Source organism: Ensifer sp. YR511, assembly GCF_900103045.1.
GTDB lineage: Bacteria > Pseudomonadota > Alphaproteobacteria > Rhizobiales > Rhizobiaceae > Ensifer > Ensifer adhaerens.
The window spans coordinates 231,242-247,237 of sequence record NZ_FNGR01000002.1 but is presented as its reverse complement, the minus strand read 5'-3'; the positions used below and the strand labels follow the sequence as shown (position 1 = coordinate 247,237).

Sequence of the window (15,996 nt, the reverse complement as noted above, 5' to 3'; positions counted from 1 at the left end):
CGGCTGCGACGGATGCTTATCTCCAGACCAAGGGCGGCGCCTTCGACAGGGCGCCGCTTTTCATTGAACGGTGATGACGGCGCCGCAGGTCTTCGTTTACAGGGAAGGCTCGGCGCATAGCTTGGATGCGCAACAATCTGCCTCCAAGCGCGCAAACGTAAGAGCGGATCAGAACGTGGCACCCCAGAAGAAAACCGTTTCGGCCGATACCAGCAATCCCTTGCATACGATCGCCAATCTCTGGCCCTACATGTGGCCGTCGGACAGGGCCGATCTCAAGCTTCGGGTGATCTGGGCGACGGTCATTCTGATCATCGCCAAGGTCGTGCTGATCCTCGTTCCCTATTCCTTCAAATGGGCAACCGATGCGCTGAACGGCAAGCCGGATGTCCTGGGCTTTCTGCCCGTGTTCATGACCGGCGCGGTCATGCTGGTGCTTGCCTACAACCTCGCGCGTCTTTTGCAGGCCGGCTTGAACCAGCTGCGCGATGCGCTGTTTGCAAGCGTCGGTCAGCACGCGGTCCGGCAACTGGCCTACAAGACCTTTGTGCACATGCACCAGCTGTCGCTGCGCTTCCATCTGGAGCGGCGCACCGGTGGGCTTTCTCGCGTCATCGAGCGCGGCACCAAGGGCATCGAAACGATCGTCCGTTTCACCATCCTCAACAGCGTGCCGACCCTGATCGAATTCCTGCTGACGGCCGTGATCTTCTGGTGGGGCTACGGCTTCAGCTATCTCCTCGTCACCGCTGTCACCGTCTGGCTCTACATCTGGTTCACCGTGCGCGCGAGCGACTGGCGCATCGCCATCCGCCGTTCGATGAACGACAGCGACACCGACGCCAACACCAAGGCGATCGACTCGCTGCTGAACTTCGAGACGGTCAAGTATTTCGGCAACGAGGAGATGGAAGCCCGTCGCTTCGACAAGTCGATGGAACGCTACGAGGCGGCGGCGACCCAGGTCTGGACGTCGCTCGGCTGGCTCAACTTCGGCCAGGCGTTGATCTTCGGCGCCGGTACGGCCGTGATGATGATCATGTCAGCGCTTGCCGTGCAGCGTGGCGAGCAGACGCTGGGTGACTTCGTCTTCATCAACGCCATGCTGATCCAGCTTGCGATCCCGCTCAACTTCATCGGCTTCGTCTACCGCGAAATCCGTCAGGGGCTCACCGACATCGAGCATATGTTCGACCTGCTCGACGTGCGTGCCGAAGTGGTGGATCGCCCGAATGCGAGCGAACTTGTCATCGGCAAGGGCGCCATCGCCTTCAAGGATGTGCATTTCGCCTATGACGCGGCGCGTCCGATCCTGAAGGGCATCACTTTCGAAGTGCCCGCCGGCAAGACGGTCGCCGTCGTTGGCCCCTCCGGTGCCGGCAAGTCTACGCTCTCGCGGCTGCTCTATCGCTTCTACGACGTGCAGGAAGGGGCGATCACCATCGATGGCCAGGACGTGCGCACAGTGACGCAGAAGAGCCTGCGCTCGGTGATAGGCATGGTGCCGCAGGATACGGTGCTCTTCAACGACACCATCGCCTACAACATCCGCTATGGCCGTGTTTCGGCGAGCGAAGCCGAAGTCGAGGCGGCGGCCGAAGCCGCGCAGATCGCCGAGTTCATCCGCACCCTGCCGGAGGGCTTCCAGGCCATGGTCGGCGAACGGGGCCTGAAGCTTTCGGGCGGCGAGAAGCAGCGCGTTGCGATCGCCCGCACCATTCTCAAGGCGCCGCCGATCCTGATCCTCGACGAGGCGACCTCGGCACTGGATACGCGCACGGAGCAGGAGATTCAGTCGGCACTCGACGTCGTTTCGCGCAACCGCACGACGCTTGTCATCGCGCACCGGCTCTCGACCGTCATCAACGCCGACGAGATCATCGTGCTGAAGGACGGCGTCATCGCCGAGCGCGGCACCCATGGCGAGCTGATCGATCGCGACGGCCTCTATGCCTCGATGTGGAGCCGCCAGCGCGAAGCGACGCAGGCCGAAGAGCAACTGAAGCGCGTGCGCGAGAGCGACGATCTCGGCATCGTCACCCGCGGCGAGCCGGCGGTTTGATGGCGTCTTTTTCTTTGCTGCGCGCGACGCGTTTTGTCGCTACCGGGCGGGCAACGTTGCCCGCCGGGACATTTCGCGCTAGAGCGGGGGGCAGGAAAAGCGTTTGCGGTTTTCCGTCCGCATCCCGCGCTAACTTATAGAAAACGATCACGTTCCACGGAAAATCTGGAGTAGAGTTCATGAGCCTGGTCAATACGATCCGCAACACGCTCGTCCCGGTGCACAAGGAAGGCTACCGCTTTGTTGCGATCTTCTTCGTCGTGTCGCTGGTGCTTGGCTTCCTGTGGGAGCCGTTGATGTGGATCGGCTTCGTGCTGACCGCGTGGTGCGCTTACTTCTTCCGCGACCCCGAGCGCATGACGCCGCTCGACGACGATCTGGTGATCAGCCCGGCCGACGGCCGCGTCTCGTCGATCGCGACGGTCCTGCCACCGGAAGAACTGAACCTCGGTTCGGAACCGATGCTGCGCATCTCCGTTTTCATGAATGTGTTCAACTGCCACGTGAACCGCGCGCCGATGGCCGGCACCATCACCCGCGTCGCCTATCGCGCCGGCAAGTTCGTCAATGCCGAGCTCGACAAGGCGAGCCAGGAGAACGAGCGCAACGGTCTGGTGATCGATACAAAACACGGCGCCATCGGCGTCGTTCAGATCGCCGGTCTCGTTGCCCGCCGCATCCTGTGCTGGAAGTATGAGAACGGCTCGCTGGAGGCCGGTGAACGCTTCGGCCTGATCCGCTTCGGCTCGCGTCTCGACGTGTTCCTGCCGGCCGGCTCCGAGCCGCGCGTCAGCGTCGGGCAGACTGCCGTTGCGGGCGAAACCGTGCTCGCCGAGTTTGGCTCGGCCAAGGGCCCGGTCATCAGCCGCCGCGCATAAGGAGTGTCTATGGAAGGCTCTGAACAGGAAAAACCGATCGACACGCGGCAGGCGTCCGAGGACGCCAGCGGCTCGAGCGATACCGCGCGCGGCCCACGGCTGCGCGAAATCCCGCTGCGGTTGATGATCCCCAATCTGATCACCGTGCTCGCGATCTGCGCCGGCCTCTCGGGTATCCGGCTCGCCTTTGAAAACCGCATCGAGCTTGCCGTTGCCATGGTGTTGCTCGCCGCCTTTCTCGACGGCATCGACGGCCGCGTCGCGCGCGCCCTGAAGGCGACGTCGAACTTTGGCGGCCAGATGGATTCGCTCGCCGACATCATCAACTTCGGTGTCGCGCCGGCCCTCGTGCTCTATGTCTTCATCCTCGACCAGGCGCGTTCGATCGGCTGGATCGCGGCACTGATCTACGCGATCGCGATGGGCCTGAGGCTCGCCCGCTTCAACGTGATGGCGGAGCGCCAGGTCAAGGCGTCCTGGCAGTCGGAATATTTCGTCGGCGTGCCAGCGCCCGCGGGTGCCATGCTGGTGCTGTTGCCGGTCTATCTCGGCCTCCTGGGCCTGGCGCCAGAACGCACCTTCGCGCTCATCGCATCCGCCTACACGGTGCTGATCGCCTTCCTGCTCGTCAGCCGTCTGCCGGTCTGGTCCGGCAAGTCGGAAAACAGCCGCGTGCGCCGCGACCTCGTGCTGCCGGCCATCCTCGGCGTCGTCTTCTACGTCGCGACGCTGATGACCTACACATGGGAAACGATGGCGGTGACGGCGCTTGGCTACCTGATCACGCTGCCCTTCGGCGCGCGATCCTGGCAGCGCAAATATGGCGGCGACTGGCCGGCCCATCCTTCGACCGGCGGCGACGGCCTGCCGGGCGACAAGGACTAACGCAAGTCCGCGAGAGGCGTGAATCGGCTTTCCGACCGGCAATGCCCAAAATGAAAAGGCCACCGTGACGACACGGTGGCCTTTCTCATTTGAGCGGTGTGACGAAGCTTATTCCGGCAGCCGGTAGTCGACGATCTTGTCTTCGCGCACGATGTAGAGCTTGCCGGTCTCGGTCTGGTTGGGGCCAACCAGCGGCAGCAGCTTGGCTGCGACTTCCGAAGGATGCGGCACGGTTTCCGGATCCTCGCCCGGCATCGCCCGAGCGCGCATCGCCGTACGGGTGGCGCCGGGGTCGACCGAGAGGATGCGCAGCGGCAGGCGCTGCGTCTCGCCGGCCCAGGTACGGGCCAGAGCCTCGACGGCAGCCTTCGAAGCGGAGTAGGGCCCCCAGAAGGGCTTGCACTTGTGTGCAGCGCTCGACGACAGGATCAGCGCACGGCCGGCATCCGACTTGATCAGCAGCGGCTCGAGCGAACGGATCAGCCGCCAGGTGGCGTTGACGTTGATGTTCATCACCTTGTCGAACACCTTCGCCTCGACATGCCCGATCGGCGAGATCGTGCCAAGCACGCCGGCATTGGCAACGAGGATGTCGAGCTTACCCCAGCGTTCGTTGATCGCGCCACCGAGCTTGTCGATCGCCGGCATGTCGGCAAGGTCGAAGGGCACCAGCGTCGCCGAGCCGCCCGCCGCCTTGATCGCGTCGTCGAGTTCTTCGAGACCGCCGACGGTGCGGGCGCAGGCAACCACATGGGCACCGGCCTTGGCCAGTTCGAGAGCGGTGAAATAGCCGATACCGCGCGATGCGCCGGTGACCACGGCCACCCGGCCTTTGAGATCGATCGTCATTTTTCTGTCTGATTATCCGTTGCTGGCGAGAACCGAGAGTTTGCGGACATTGCTGGCGCCTTCCTGGTCGAGAAGGCGGGTCGGATAGTCCCCGGTGAAATAGTGGTCGGTGAACTGCGGCGACTTCGGATCGCGCTTTTCGCCGCCGACCGCCTCATAAAGACCGTCGATCGACAGGAACTCGAGCGAGTCCGCGCCGATGTAGCGGCACATGGAGGCGAGGTCCGCATGCTGGTTGGCGAGCAGCTTGTCGCGGTCCGGCGTGTCGATGCCGTAGAAGTCCGGATGGAAGATCATCGGGCTCGCGACGCGCACATGCACTTCGCGCGCACCGGCCTCGCGCATCATCTGCACGATCTTTACCGACGTCGTGCCGCGCACGATCGAATCATCGACGAGGATGATGCGTTTGCCCTCGATCATCGCGCGATTGGCGGAATGCTTGAGCTTGACGCCGAAGGCGCGGATCTGCTGCGTCGGCTCGATGAAGGTGCGGCCGACATAGTGGTTGCGGATGATACCGTATTCGAAGGGGATGCCACTCTGCTGGGCATAGCCGAGGGCGGCCGGCGTGCCGCCGTCCGGCACGGGAACCACGACGTCGGCCTCGACCGGCGCTTCCTTGGCGAGGTTGATGCCCATGTTCTTGCGCGACACATAGATGCTGCGGCCGCCGACGACCGAGTCCGGCCGGGCGAAGTAGACATACTCGAACAGGCAAAGACGCTCGGGCTGCGAAACCTCCGGCTTGCGCGCGTCGATGGTGATCGAACCGTCGGGCTGGATCTCGCAGATGATGACTTCGCCGTTCTCGACGTCGCGGACATAGGTCGCGCCGATGATGTCGAGTGCGCAGGTCTCGGAGCAGAAGATCGGCTTGCCGTCGAGTTCGCCCATCACGAGCGGACGGATGCCGATCGGATCACGTGCGGCGATCAGCTTCGTGCGCGTCATCGCCAGCATCGAATAGCCGCCTTCCATCTGGCGGATGGCATCGATGAAGCGGTCGGAAGAGGACGCCTGCTTGGAACGGGCGATCAGGTGCAGCACGACTTCGGTGTCGGACGTCGACTGACAGATGGCGCCGTCGGCGATCAGCTGCCGGCGAAGCGTGAGGCCGTTGGTGAAATTGCCGTTATGGGCGACCGCAATGCCACCGACTTCGAGTTCGGCAAAGAGCGGCTGCACGTTGCGCAGCGCCACTTCGCCCGTCGTCGAGTAGCGGGTGTGGCCGATCGACATGAAGCCCGGCAGTTTCGCCAGCGTCGCCGGATCCGTGTAGTGGTCGCCGACGAGGCCCATGCGCTTCTCGGTGCAGAACTGCTTGCCGTCAAAGGTGACGATGCCGGCTGCTTCCTGGCCGCGATGCTGGAGCGCATGAAGGCCCAGCGCCGTCAGCGCCGCCGCGTCCGAGTGCCCCAGTATGCCGAAGACGCCGCACTCTTCGTGCAGCTCATCGCCTTCGAGTTCATCGTGGATTTCGATGGATCTATCGGTCATCACAGTCGCCTTTGCTCCGTACCGGTGCGCATATCGTGATCAGGCCCGCCGTCTTCAAGCAATCTTAGCTGAAAACGGCTGCAAGCGTTATTCCCCAAAAGGACAAAGCCCGCGGGGCGGGCTTTGTCGGCAAATCGTTCCTGTCTCAGCCGTTGGTGGCCGGGGCGTCGTCGGCGGGCGCCTGGTCCGGCGTCGTCGCAGGTGCCTGGCCGGGCGTCGTTGCCGGCGCTTCGCCTTCGCCTTCGCCGGTTGTGTCCTTGCCGCGCAGGCGATCGAGAATGGTGGCGTCGGCTTCTTCGGGCAAAAGCGCGATCAGCTTGTTGCCGAGATTGTCGAGCAGCGGCTTCGACTTGGCCTGGGTGACCCAAGTCGGCTGCTGCTGCGGAGCGACGAGCCAGTTGAAGAACAGCATGGCGACGACGACCAAAAGGATGCCGCGGGCAGCGCCGAACAGGAAGCCGAGCGTGCGGTCGAGCGCGCCGATGCGGCTGTCGATGATGAAATCGGCGATCCGCATGGTGATGAAGGAGATGATGATCAGCGCGATCAGGAAGATCACCGCCGCCGATCCGATCATCGCGACCGTGTCGCTGTTGGTATACTGCTTCGCGTAGGGCAGGAGATGCGGGTAGAGGAAGTAGGCGGCAGCCGCCGCACCCACCCAGCTCGCGACCGAAAGCACCTCGCGCGAGAAGCCTCGAACCATGGCCAGGATTGCGGAAAACAGGGCGACGCCGAGAACGATACCGTCGAGAATTGTAATGGGCATTTTGTCCTTACTCCGGACCCGGTTCGTCCGGGTCTCCTCAAGCCTATCCGCCATCGGCCCTGAGTTCAGGGCATTTGCAGCCTGTTTGCGGCCCTTAAAGGGCGGCCTGCGGCATCCGCATCTTTCAGTCTTCGTCCTCCACCGGTCTCAGCGCGTTTCGCGACCCCGCGATGCGCGCCACCAGATCGGGCAGGCTTTCCATCTCGCTCCAGCGGCCATTGCCGTTTTTCGGCAGTTCGGTCGAAGCGGACGGCAGGACCGCCTGGGAGAACCCGAGCTTCTCGGCTTCCTTAAGGCGTTGTGCGGTATGCGCAACCGGCCGGATGGCACCCGACAAGCTGACTTCGCCGAAATAGACGCAATCCGCCGGAAGGGCAAGCCCGGCAAGCGATGAAACCAGTGCGGAAGCCACAGCTAGATCGGCCGCCGGCTCGGAAATGCGGTAGCCACCGGCGATGTTGAGATAGACGTCGTGCTGGCCGAGCCGCACGCCGCAATGGGCTTCCAGCACGGCAAGGATCATCGAGAGCCGTGCGGAATCCCAGCCGACGATGGCGCGTCTCGGCGTGCCGAGCGAAGTCGGGGCGACCAGCGCCTGCACTTCGACGAGAACCGGGCGGGTGCCTTCCATGCCGGCAAAGACGGCGGCGCCCGGCGATTTCTCGTTGCGTTCGCCGAGAAACAGTTCCGACGGGTTGGCGACCTCGCGCAGGCCCTTGTCCGACATTTCGAACACGCCGATCTCGTCCGTCGGGCCGAAGCGGTTCTTGACGGTGCGCAGGATACGATAGTGATGGCCGCGGTCGCCTTCGAAATAGAGCACGGCGTCGACCATATGCTCGACGACGCGCGGACCGGCGATCTGGCCCTCCTTGGTCACATGGCCGACGAGCACGACGGCGGTTCCCGTCTGCTTGGCAAAGCGGATCATCGCCTGCACGCCGGTGCGAACCTGGGTCACCGTGCCCGGCGCGGAATCGACGATGTCGCTCCAGAGCGTCTGGATCGAATCGATGATCACGAGATCCGGGCGCTTGCCTTCCGACAGCGTCGCCAGAATGTCCTCGACGTTGGTCTCAGCAGCGAGCAGCACATCGCTGTCGGCAGCCCCCAGCCGCTGGGCGCGAAGACGCACCTGCGCCACAGCCTCTTCGCCCGAGACATAGATGACGCGATGCTTGCGGCGCGAGAGCGCTGCCGCTGCCTGCATCAGCACCGTCGACTTGCCGATACCGGGATCGCCGCCGACGAGCAGCGCCGATCCGCGCACGAAGCCGCCTCCGGTCACCCGGTCGAGTTCCGAGATGCCTGTCTGGATGCGTGGCGCGTCTTCGATCTCGCCCGAGAGCGTGGTGAGCGCCACCGGGCGTCCCTTCTTCGGCGCGCGCGACGGACCGCCGCCGATGCCCGCCGTCGGGTCGTCCTCGATGATCGTGTTCCACTCGCCGCAGCCTTCGCATTTTCCCACCCAGCGAGTGTGGATCGTGCCGCAGTTCTGGCAGATGAATTGGGTACGCGCTTTCGCCATCGGCATCGACTTTCGGAATGTGAGACCGCCTACGTCGCGAGGGGACGTCGGCGGCAAAGAATCACCTGTATCGTCACATAATGCCGCAAAGTGCGGAACAAAAGGTGAATTTCTGCAAGAATGACCGAAAAATGAGCTGAAGGAGCGCGTCAGACGCTGTCGATATAGTGCCTGATATAGCGGCGGCCGAGGCTGGTCAGCATCTCGTAGCCGATCGTCCCTCCGGCGCGCGCGACATCGTCGATGGCGATGTGCCGGCCGAAGAGCTCGATGTAATCACCCGGTCGTACCGCGCTTTCAGGAAGGTCCGTGACGTCGAAGAGACTGAGGTCCATGGTGACGCGCCCGACATGCGGGACCTTCTGGCCGTGCAGGAAACCGAAGGCCCCTGATGGCGTTGCCTGCCTGAGCGTGACGCCGCCGCCGGACACGGAACGGTGATAGCCATCGGCATATCCCACAGCCACCGTGGCGATGCGACTGTCGCGGTCGAAGCGGGCAGAGGCGCCATAGCTCGCGGTGCCGCCGGCGGCCACGTCGCGCACCTGGATGATCCGTGCTTCGGCGGTCACCACCGGCTTCATCGGGTTGGGGATGTCGTTCACCGCCTCGCCGCCATAGACGGCGATGCCCGGCCGGGTCAGGTCGAAATGATAGTCGGGCCCGAGGAAGACGCCGCCGGAGTTGGCAAGGCTCGCATCGACCCCTTCATAGGCAGTCGACACCTCATGGAAGCGACGGAGTTGAAGGCCATTCAGCCGATGGTCCGGATCGTCGGCGCTGACGAGATGGCTCATGATCAGCACCGGCGAAAAGCTTGCCGGCCGCGCCGGGTCTGTCGCAAGCGCAACGGCCTGCTCGACCGTAAGGCCGAGCCGGTTCATGCCGGTATCCACATGCAGCACGCAAGGGTGGTCGCCACGCTCGGAAAGGGCGGCCATGAACACCGCCAGCTGCTCGTCCGAGTTGATGACCGGCACCAGATCGTTGTCGAAGAACAGCGCCTCGTTGCCCGGCCACATCCCGGCGAGAATGTAGATCCGGCCGTCCGGTGCAAGCGGACGGAGTGCTGCGCCTTCCTCGGCATTGGCGACAAAGAAATCGCGGGCGCCGGCCGCATAGAGGGCAGGGGCCGCCTGCGCGATGCCGATGCCATAGGCATCCGCCTTGAGGACGGCTGCGGCACGCGCCTTGCCGGAGCGCTTGTTCATGGCCCGCCAGTTGTCGACAAGCGCGCCAAGATCGATCGTGAGCCGGTTGGAAGCGGAAAGGAAGTCTGGAGGAAGCATGCCGGGCACTCTGCGTGGATGATCCAGGATCAATACAGCCAAGCGCAGAGCGTCGCAAATATTCCCCTGTCGTAGCGCCCTCGCGGATGGACCAGGCAAACGAGCACTTTTGTGCAAGACGCAGCCGCGCAGGCGCACTATGGTTTTGCCATGCAGACAATTTCGCAGGAAGAAGCCATCGATGTCATGCCGATAGAGGGCGCCGAGCGCACGCGCTTCTGGCGGGATTCCCGCTTCATGGGCATGGAATGTCTGACGGCGACCTTCATCACCCATGAATTTGCGCCGCACGCGCACGAAACCTTCAGCATCGGCGCCATCGAGGCCGGCTCGCAGATCAGCAAGATCAAGGGCGAGCGTTCGGAGGCCGGCCCCGGATACTTTTATCTGATCAATCCCGACGAAATTCACGACGGTCATCCGGGCGGCAGCGGCTATCGCTATCGCATGGTCTATCCGAGCGCCGAACTGCTGGTGAGCATCATCGAGGATGTCACCGGACGCGCTTTCAAGGGCACGCCATCCTTCTCCAAGCGTGTTTTGCAGGCGCCGGACCTGGCTCTTTCCTTCCATCAGGCCCACCGCACGCTCGAAGTGTCGGGGGCGACGCTCGAGGCGGAGGAAAAAATGTTCGCGGTGCTTGCCGCGATGTTCGAGCGCCACGGCAGCACGATCATCACGCCGATCGAAACGCGCGAGCAATCGGCCGTTCACCGGGCGCGCGACTTCCTGGCGGAAAACTATGCCGAGGACATCGGGCTCGAGGAACTGGCGAAGGTCGCCGGCCTCAGCCGCGCCCACCTCATCCGCGCGTTCCGCAAGGAGTTCCACATCACCCCGCATGCGTTCCTGACCGACAAGCGCGTGCGGGCGGCAAAGACACTGCTGCGGCACGGCTGGTCGGCGGTGGACGCAGCCTATCAATGCGGTTTTGCCGACCAGGCGCATTTCAGCCGTCATTTCAAGGCGCGCACCGGCGTCACCCCTGGGGCCTTCCGCGCCGGCTGATCACTTTCGTTCAAGACGATCCGCAGCCCGAGTCCTAGAACACTCGGGCAATTGCGATCGCGCGCCTGTGTGGAAGGGCGGCGCATCGCGCGAATGGAGACGTGGACGTTGCAGGAAAGAAGTGCGTTCCAGGAATTTCGGGCCGCGGCCGTTGCTATGACGCCGCTGATCGTCGCGGTCATGCCGGTCGGCCTCGTGTTCGGTGCGGTGGCGGCGAGCAAGGGACTTGCGCCGGCCGAGGTGGCGCTGATGAGCGCGCTGGTCTTTGCCGGCGGGTCCCAGTTCGTCGCGATGGATATCTGGACGCATCCGGCGTCCTGGGCGGCGCTTGGCTTTTCGGCACTGCTCGTCAACATCCGCCATGTGCTGATGAGCGCTTCGATCGGCGGCAAGCTCGACAGTTTCTCCGGCCCGGCGCGCTATGCCTCGATGCTGCTTCTGGCCGACGAGATCTGGGCCATGGCCGAGATGCGGGCGAGCAACGGCAAGCTGACGCCTGCCTGGTATGCGGGCCTTGCGGTGCCTTTCTACTGCCTTTGGGTGCTGACGAGCCTTGCGGGCGCGTTGCTTGGGGCATTCCTGGGCGATCCGAAGGTTACCGGCCTCGACTTTGCGTTCCCGCCGTCTTCATCGTGCTGGTCATGGGGTTCTGGAAAGGACGGGAGACGGGTGCCGTTCTGGCGGCTAGCGCTTGTGCTGCCGTGCTCACGCATCAGTTGCTGCCAGGTGTCTGGTACATCGCTGCCGGGGCTGCGGCCGGGGTCGTGGTCGCGCTTCTCTCCGGTGCACGCAAGGAGGCCCATGCATGACCGTCGATCCAAATACACTGCTTGCCATCGTCGCCATGGCGGCTGCGACGATCGCGACCCGCATCGGCGGTCTCGTGCTGATCCGGTATGTGACGATCGGGGAAAGCCAGAAGCGCGCACTGGAGGCGATACCGCCGGCCGTGCTGATGGCGGTTATCGCGCCGACGGCCTTCGTGACCGGCCCGGCGGAAACGATCGCCGCTGCCGCGACGGCCGTGGCCGCCATACGGCTGCCGCTCCTGGTATCGGTCGCCGTCGGTGTCGTCTCGGTAGCGCTGCTGCGCCTCGTGTTCTGAGAGGTTTGTGCTGGCGCGGCGCGCTTCAGCCAAAAGGCACGTGCCATTTGAGATTGAGAGCGGGCTGGGAAACCGCAAACATTTTTCCCAGCCCGCTCCGGCCGCCCCCACGGAACCCTAGTGTTCTTCGTACTGGGTGAAGGATGGATCGGCGAGATCGGTGAAGCGCGTGAATTCCGACTGGAAGGCGAGTTTCACGGTACCGGTCGGTCCGTGACGCTGCTTGGCGATGATCACGTCGGCCGTGCCCTTCACCTGCTCCATCTTCATCTTCCATTCTTCGTACTTCGGGTCGAACTCGTCGCGCGGCTCCAGGTTCTTCACGTAGTATTCCTCACGGAACACGAAGAGCACGACGTCGGCGTCCTGCTCGATCGAGCCCGATTCACGAAGGTCGGACAGCTGCGGCCGCTTGTCTTCGCGGCTTTCGACGCCACGGGAGAGCTGCGAGAGCGCGATGATCGGAACGTTCAGTTCCTTGCCGAGCGCCTTGAGGCCGGTGGTGATCTGGGTGATTTCCTGCACGCGGTTGTCGCTGGATTTGCCCGAGCCGGTCATGAGCTGGATGTAGTCCACCACTAGGCAGTCGAGGCCGCGCTGGCGCTTCAGGCGCCGCGCGCGGGCGGAAAGCTGGGCGATCGAGATACCACCGGTCTGGTCGATATAGAGCGGCACCTTCTGCATCATCTGCGAGCAGGCGACGAGCTTTTCGAAGTCGGCCTCGGAGATGTCACCGCGGCGGATCTTCGAGGAGGAGACTTCGGTCTGCTCGGAGATGATACGGGTGGCGAGCTGTTCGGACGACATTTCGAGCGAGTAGAAGCCGACGACGCCGCCGTTCTTGGCCTTGAACGAGCCGTCAGCCTGGACTTCCGGCTCGTAGGCCGCAGCAATGTTGTAGGCGATGTTGGTGGCAAGCGAGGTCTTGCCCATGCCGGGGCGTCCGGCAAGCACGATCAAGTCGGAACGCTGCAGGCCGCCCATCCGGCCATCAAGCGACAGGATGCCGGTTGAAATGCCCGAAAGGCTGCCGTCGCGCTCGAAGGCCTGGCCGGCCATGTCGATGGCGAGCGCCACGGCGTCGTTAAACGACTGGAAACCGCCGTCGTATCGACCGGTCTCGGCAAGTTCGAACAGACGGCGCTCGGCGTCTTCGATCTGGCCCTGCGGAGGCATGTCGAGCGGCGCGTCATAGGCGATGTTGACCATGTCCTCGCCGATGGTGATCAGCGAACGGCGCAGCGCCAGGTCATAGATCGCCCGGCCATAGTCTTCGGCGTTGATGATCGAGACGGCAGCGCCGGCAAGGCGCGCAAGATAGGTCGCGACGGTCACGTCGCCGACCTTCTCGTCGGCCTTGAGGAAGGTCTTGATGGTGACCGGGTTCGCCATCTTGCCCATGCGGATGATGTCGCCGGCGACTTCGTAGATCTTGCGGTGCAGCGGCTCGTGCAGATGCACCGGCTTCAGGAAGTCCGACACGCGGTAGTACGCGTCGTTGTTGACGAGGATCGCGCCAAGCAGCGCCTGCTCGGCCTCGAGGTTGTTCGGGGCCTCGCGGTAGTGCTGGTCCGCCTGATCTTTGCCGATAGGGGATAGCTTTCGCGACGCTTCGTTCATTCGTTTATCTCTGCCTCTGTCTGGTGTGGCACCGGTTTGCGTTTTAGCGCGGGCCGGGTCAAGTGCACGAGGGACACAGTCGCGAAGCGACGTCACCGCGCCCGGCGCTGTTCCCGTTGTTCGACTGATCCACAGGCGGGGGCTCGCAAATGTGCGGATTATGCCGTCGTCACAAATTTGGTCGTTGACGCCGCGAATCACCCGAACCTTCCCGACGAAACGAAGTGTAGCGCCGTCCTCCTCTGCCTCAAATCCGCATCTTGAAAATCCACCGCATTTGGATTAGATAGAGGCAGAATAATTAGCATGCTAGTAATATGGAAAAGATACCAATGTATCAACCCACCGTGAACCGCGAACTGTTCGATGCCCTGTCGCTGCTCAATCGCAAGCTGCGCGCCGTGTTCGATGCGCGGGTGAAGGAGAAGGGGCTGACGCTGTCGCGCGCCCGCGCGCTCTTCGCCTTGACGAAGAAGGATGGCCTGAACCAGCGGGAGCTCGCCGACGAACTCGACATCGAGACCCCGACACTGGTGCGCCTGCTCGACGGCATGGAGAAGCAGGGCTTCATCGAGCGGCGGGTCGAGGTCTCCGACCGACGCGCCAAGCAAATCCATATGACCGAACTCGGCCGCACCGTTGCCGACGAGATCCTCAGGCTTGCCGACGAAATCCGGGCCGAAGTGCTGCAAGGCATCGACGCAGCCGAGCTTGCCGTGACAAAGCGGGTGGTTCGTGCGATCGCCGACAATGTTCAGTCGCTGGCGCGGGAGTGACGGCGATGGGCGCAGTCGCGACGGCCGCCGCAAACGACAATCGCCTTGCCTCCGAGCTTGAGGCCGCGGAGGCCGTCGACGAGGACCAACACGGAGAAACCGTTATTGCGCCGGAACCGGCGCCAACCCCCGTGCCGGCCCCCGTCGAGAAAGGTCTGTTGCTTTCGGCGGTCTATGTCCTGGGCTCCGTGCTCCTGTTCCTGACGCAGGGGCTCGGCATGAACCTGGCGCTCGCCAACCTTACGCAGGTCCAGGGCTCGCTTTCGGCGACCTCCATCGAAGCCGGCTGGCTCTCGGCGGCCTACATGGCGCCGAATGTCAGCCTGTCGATCGCGCTGGTGAAGATCCGCGCCCAATACGGGCTGCGCCGTTTTGCCGAAATCAGCATCGCCGGTTTCGTCGTCGTCTCGTTGATGAACGTCTTCGTTTCCGATCTGCATTCGGCGATCGTCGTGCGCTTCATCAGCGGCATTGCCGCCGCACCGATGTCGACGCTCGGCTTCCTCTACATGCTCGAAGCCTTTCCGCCGGCGCGCAAACTGACCGTCGGGCTGGCGCTGGCGCTCACCTGCACGACGATTTCCGCGCCGGTCACCCGCCTGATCTCGCCGACCTTGATCGAATATGGCCAGTGGCATGCGCTCTACACGCTGGAAATGGCGCTGGCGCTGATCGCGCTGCCGATCATCTACCTGCTGCCGCTGACGCCGGTCCCGCATGCCAAGGTTATCCAGCGCATGGATATCCTGAGTTACCTCCTCGTCGCCGTCGCCTTCGGCTGCCTCGCCGTGGTCCTGACCATGGGGCGCCTCTACTGGTGGTTCGAGGCTCCTTGGCTCGGCGTCCTGCTGGTCGTCTCGATAGCGACGCTGACGACCGCGGTGCTGATCGAGCTTTATCGCCCGGTGCCGTTGATCGACGTGCGCTGGATCGCTTCAAAGGAGATCGTGCACTTTGCCGCCGTTCTCTTGATTTTCCGGCTGGTCGCCTCCGAACAATCGACTGTTGCTGCGAACTTCTACCAGCAGCTCGGTCTCCAGTTCGAGCAGGTCGCAACCCTCTATTGGATCATCCTTGCTGCGGCCATCGGCGGCGGTCTGCTTTGCGCCGCGCTGATGAATCCTGAACATGCGGAGCGCGTGCATATTCTGGCACTCGGCCTCCTGGCGGCCGGCGCCTACATGGACAGCCAGGCGACCAGCCTGACACGGCCGGAGCAGATGTATCTGAGCCAGGCGATGATCGCGTCCGGAACGGCGCTCTTCCTGCCGCCGGCCATGGCGCGCGGCTTCAAGGCGGCGCTCGCCAAGGGGCCGAGCTATATCCTCAGCTTCATTGTGATCTTCCTCTTTACCCAGAGCATCGGCAGCCTGATCGGCTCCGCCGCCTTCGGTACCTTCGTCACGATCCGTGAAAAGTTTCATTCCAACCTTCTCGCGGAACAGATCGTGCTCTCGAACCCTCTGGTTGCCCAGCGCGTCAACCAGCTTTCCGCCGCTTACGCCAAGGTGATGGGCGACAAGACCCTGCTCGGCGGCGAGGGCACCGTGTTGTTGTCACAACAGGTGACCCGCGAAGCTTACATCCTCGCCTACAACGACGCCTTCCTGCTTGCCTCGGCGGTCGCGCTTTTCGCGCTCGCCGGGCTGCTGCTGCACATCTTCTACAACTGGCTCAGGCAGAGATTGTCCGCTCCTGCGCCGATGCCGGCCACCTGATTGACAGAG

Annotated in this window: 13 protein-coding genes and 1 pseudogene; 8 read left to right on the top strand and 6 right to left on the bottom strand. The window is 63.6% G+C overall.

The genetic code is table 11. From position 1 onward, the window contains the following. The first annotated feature begins 175 nt into the window (after positions 1-175). From BLU15_RS05680 to pssA, 3 genes are all read left to right on the top strand, one after another. A complete protein-coding gene (locus BLU15_RS05680) occupies positions 176-2,062 on the top strand; it encodes an ABCB family ABC transporter ATP-binding protein/permease (RefSeq protein ID WP_034804301.1) in 1,887 nt (628 codons plus the stop codon). Positions 2,063-2,241: 179 nt separating this feature from the next. After that, positions 2,242-2,940, top strand: coding sequence for a phosphatidylserine decarboxylase (locus BLU15_RS05675; protein WP_034803995.1), 699 nt, complete (start codon positions 2,242-2,244; stop codon positions 2,938-2,940). A 9-nt stretch (positions 2,941-2,949) separates the two neighbouring features. Further along, complete coding sequence (gene pssA, locus BLU15_RS05670; protein WP_051659665.1) at positions 2,950-3,825, top strand: CDP-diacylglycerol--serine O-phosphatidyltransferase; 876 nt, start codon at positions 2,950-2,952, stop codon at positions 3,823-3,825. Between the two features lie 108 nt (positions 3,826-3,933). Here pssA and BLU15_RS05665 read toward each other — a convergent pair whose 3' ends face one another. From BLU15_RS05665 to alr, 5 genes are all read right to left on the bottom strand, one after another. Next, complete coding sequence (locus BLU15_RS05665; protein WP_090294615.1) at positions 3,934-4,674, bottom strand: SDR family NAD(P)-dependent oxidoreductase; 741 nt, start codon at positions 4,672-4,674, stop codon at positions 3,934-3,936. Between the two features lie 12 nt (positions 4,675-4,686). Continuing rightward, positions 4,687-6,174, bottom strand: a complete 1,488-nt coding sequence (gene purF / locus BLU15_RS05660) for an amidophosphoribosyltransferase (RefSeq protein ID WP_034803990.1) — start codon at positions 6,172-6,174, stop codon at positions 4,687-4,689. A gap of 145 nt (positions 6,175-6,319) precedes the next feature. Further along, on the bottom strand, positions 6,320-6,943 hold the full coding sequence (locus tag BLU15_RS05655) for a CvpA family protein (protein WP_034803987.1): 624 nt from the start codon (positions 6,941-6,943) through the stop codon (positions 6,320-6,322). A gap of 124 nt (positions 6,944-7,067) precedes the next feature. Then, positions 7,068-8,471 carry a DNA repair protein RadA gene (gene radA, locus BLU15_RS05650; RefSeq protein WP_034804296.1) on the bottom strand — a complete coding sequence of 468 codons (1,404 nt, stop codon included), beginning with the start codon at positions 8,469-8,471 and terminating at the stop codon, positions 7,068-7,070. A 149-nt stretch (positions 8,472-8,620) separates the two neighbouring features. Continuing rightward, positions 8,621-9,760, bottom strand: coding sequence for an alanine racemase (alr, locus tag BLU15_RS05645; protein ID WP_034803986.1), 1,140 nt, complete (start codon positions 9,758-9,760; stop codon positions 8,621-8,623). Positions 9,761-9,910: 150 nt separating this feature from the next. Between alr and BLU15_RS05640 the strand changes: the two genes are divergently transcribed. The 3 genes and pseudogenes from BLU15_RS05640 to BLU15_RS05630 all read left to right on the top strand — a co-directional run bounded on the left by BLU15_RS05640 (position 9,911) and on the right by BLU15_RS05630 (position 11,873). Further along, a complete protein-coding gene (locus BLU15_RS05640) occupies positions 9,911-10,768 on the top strand; it encodes an AraC family transcriptional regulator (protein ID WP_034804294.1) in 858 nt (285 codons plus the stop codon). Positions 10,769-10,924: 156 nt separating this feature from the next. Further along, positions 10,925-11,577, top strand: a pseudogene (locus BLU15_RS05635) (AzlC family ABC transporter permease). Further along, positions 11,574-11,873, top strand: coding sequence for an AzlD family protein (locus tag BLU15_RS05630; protein ID WP_090294614.1), 300 nt, complete (start codon positions 11,574-11,576; stop codon positions 11,871-11,873). The pseudogene BLU15_RS05635 and the gene BLU15_RS05630 overlap by 4 nt, the downstream one beginning before the upstream one ends. A gap of 117 nt (positions 11,874-11,990) precedes the next feature. On the opposite strand, the gene BLU15_RS05625 is transcribed toward BLU15_RS05630, so the two are convergent. After that, on the bottom strand, positions 11,991-13,493 hold the full coding sequence (locus BLU15_RS05625) for a replicative DNA helicase (RefSeq protein ID WP_043611355.1): 1,503 nt from the start codon (positions 13,491-13,493) through the stop codon (positions 11,991-11,993). A 332-nt stretch (positions 13,494-13,825) separates the two neighbouring features. Here BLU15_RS05625 and BLU15_RS05620 point away from each other — a divergent pair, with 332 nt between their 5' ends. After that, positions 13,826-14,269, top strand: a complete 444-nt coding sequence (locus BLU15_RS05620; RefSeq protein ID WP_034803983.1) for a MarR family winged helix-turn-helix transcriptional regulator — start codon at positions 13,826-13,828, stop codon at positions 14,267-14,269. Positions 14,270-14,274: 5 nt separating this feature from the next. Next, the gene (locus BLU15_RS05615) at positions 14,275-15,987 is read left to right on the top strand and encodes an MFS transporter (protein ID WP_090294612.1); all 1,713 of its coding nucleotides are present in this window, start codon (positions 14,275-14,277) and stop codon (positions 15,985-15,987) included. Positions 15,988-15,996: the final 9 nt, after the last annotated feature.

Coding starts and splice junctions, on each gene's coding strand:
- BLU15_RS05655 (WP_034803987.1), bottom strand. CDS start 6,943: ATGCCCATTACAATTCTCGACGGTATCGTTCTCGGCGTCGCCCTGTTT.
- radA (WP_034804296.1), bottom strand. CDS start 8,471: ATGGCGAAAGCGCGTACCCAATTCATCTGCCAGAACTGCGGCACGATC.
- purF (WP_034803990.1), bottom strand. CDS start 6,174: ATGACCGATAGATCCATCGAAATCCACGATGAACTCGAAGGCGATGAG.
- BLU15_RS05615 (WP_090294612.1), top strand. CDS start 14,275: ATGGGCGCAGTCGCGACGGCCGCCGCAAACGACAATCGCCTTGCCTCC.
- BLU15_RS05665 (WP_090294615.1), bottom strand. CDS start 4,674: ATGACGATCGATCTCAAAGGCCGGGTGGCCGTGGTCACCGGCGCATCG.
- BLU15_RS05640 (WP_034804294.1), top strand. CDS start 9,911: ATGCAGACAATTTCGCAGGAAGAAGCCATCGATGTCATGCCGATAGAG.
- BLU15_RS05620 (WP_034803983.1), top strand. CDS start 13,826: ATGTATCAACCCACCGTGAACCGCGAACTGTTCGATGCCCTGTCGCTG.
- BLU15_RS05675 (WP_034803995.1), top strand. CDS start 2,242: ATGAGCCTGGTCAATACGATCCGCAACACGCTCGTCCCGGTGCACAAG.
- BLU15_RS05630 (WP_090294614.1), top strand. CDS start 11,574: ATGACCGTCGATCCAAATACACTGCTTGCCATCGTCGCCATGGCGGCT.
- alr (WP_034803986.1), bottom strand. CDS start 9,760: ATGCTTCCTCCAGACTTCCTTTCCGCTTCCAACCGGCTCACGATCGAT.
- pssA (WP_051659665.1), top strand. CDS start 2,950: ATGGAAGGCTCTGAACAGGAAAAACCGATCGACACGCGGCAGGCGTCC.
- BLU15_RS05625 (WP_043611355.1), bottom strand. CDS start 13,493: ATGAACGAAGCGTCGCGAAAGCTATCCCCTATCGGCAAAGATCAGGCG.